This window comes from Streptomyces bungoensis, assembly GCF_001514215.1.
Classification (GTDB): Bacteria; Actinomycetota; Actinomycetes; order Streptomycetales; family Streptomycetaceae; genus Streptomyces; species Streptomyces bungoensis.
The window spans coordinates 1-1,031 of sequence record NZ_KQ948914.1 but is presented as its reverse complement, the minus strand read 5'-3'; the positions used below and the strand labels follow the sequence as shown (position 1 = coordinate 1,031).

Below are 1,031 nucleotides of genomic sequence, written 5' to 3'. Positions count from 1 at the left end.
GATCCAGGTCGGCTCCGTGGCGGTCGGCGGGGACGCGCCCGTCTCGGTGCAGTCGATGACGACGACCCGGACGTCGGACATCGGCGCCACCCTGCAGCAGATCGCGGAACTGACCGCGTCGGGCTGCCAGATCGTCCGGGTGGCCTGCCCGACCCAGGACGACGCGGACGCGCTCGCGACGATCGCCCGCAAGTCGCAGATCCCGGTGATCGCGGACATCCACTTCCAGCCGAAGTACGTCTTCGCCGCGATTGAGGCCGGCTGCGCGGCGGTCCGGGTGAACCCGGGCAACATCAAGCAGTTCGACGACAAGGTCAAGGAGATCGCGCGCGCCGCGAAGGACCACGGCACCCCGATCCGTATCGGCGTCAACGCCGGCTCCCTGGACAAGCGGCTGCTGCAGAAGTACGGCAAGGCCACCCCGGAGGCGCTGGTGGAGTCGGCGCTGTGGGAGGCGTCGCTGTTCGAGGAGCACGACTTCCGGGACATCAAGATCTCCGTCAAGCACAACGACCCGGTCGTCATGATCGAGGCCTACCGTCAGCTCGCCGAGGCCTGCGACTACCCGCTGCACCTCGGCGTGACCGAGGCCGGTCCCGCCTTCCAGGGCACGATCAAGTCCGCGGTCGCCTTCGGCGCCCTGCTCTCCCAGGGCATCGGCGACACGATCCGCGTCTCCCTCTCCGCGCCGCCCGTGGAGGAGGTCAAGGTCGGCCTCCAGATCCTGCAGTCGCTCGGCCTGAGGCAGCGTGGTCTGGAGATCGTCTCCTGCCCCTCCTGCGGCCGCGCCCAGGTCGACGTCTACAAGCTCGCAGAAGAGGTCACGGCGGGGCTGGACGGCATGGAGGTCCCGCTGCGCGTCGCCGTCATGGGCTGCGTCGTCAACGGCCCCGGCGAGGCCCGCGAGGCCGACCTCGGGGTGGCCTCCGGCAACGGCAAGGGCCAGATCTTCGTCAAGGGCGAGGTCATCAAGACCGTCCCCGAGTCCAAGATCGTGGAGACCCTCATCGAGGAGGCCATGAAGCTCGCCG

General features: G+C 69.3%; 1 protein-coding gene. It reads left to right on the top strand.

Going from position 1 to position 1,031, the window contains the following annotated elements; translation table 11 throughout:
* Position 1: 1 nt before the first annotated feature.
* On the top strand, positions 2 to 1,031 hold a 1,030-nt coding region (ispG, locus tag AQJ66_RS36615), incomplete at its 3' end, for a flavodoxin-dependent (E)-4-hydroxy-3-methylbut-2-enyl-diphosphate synthase (protein WP_244163049.1).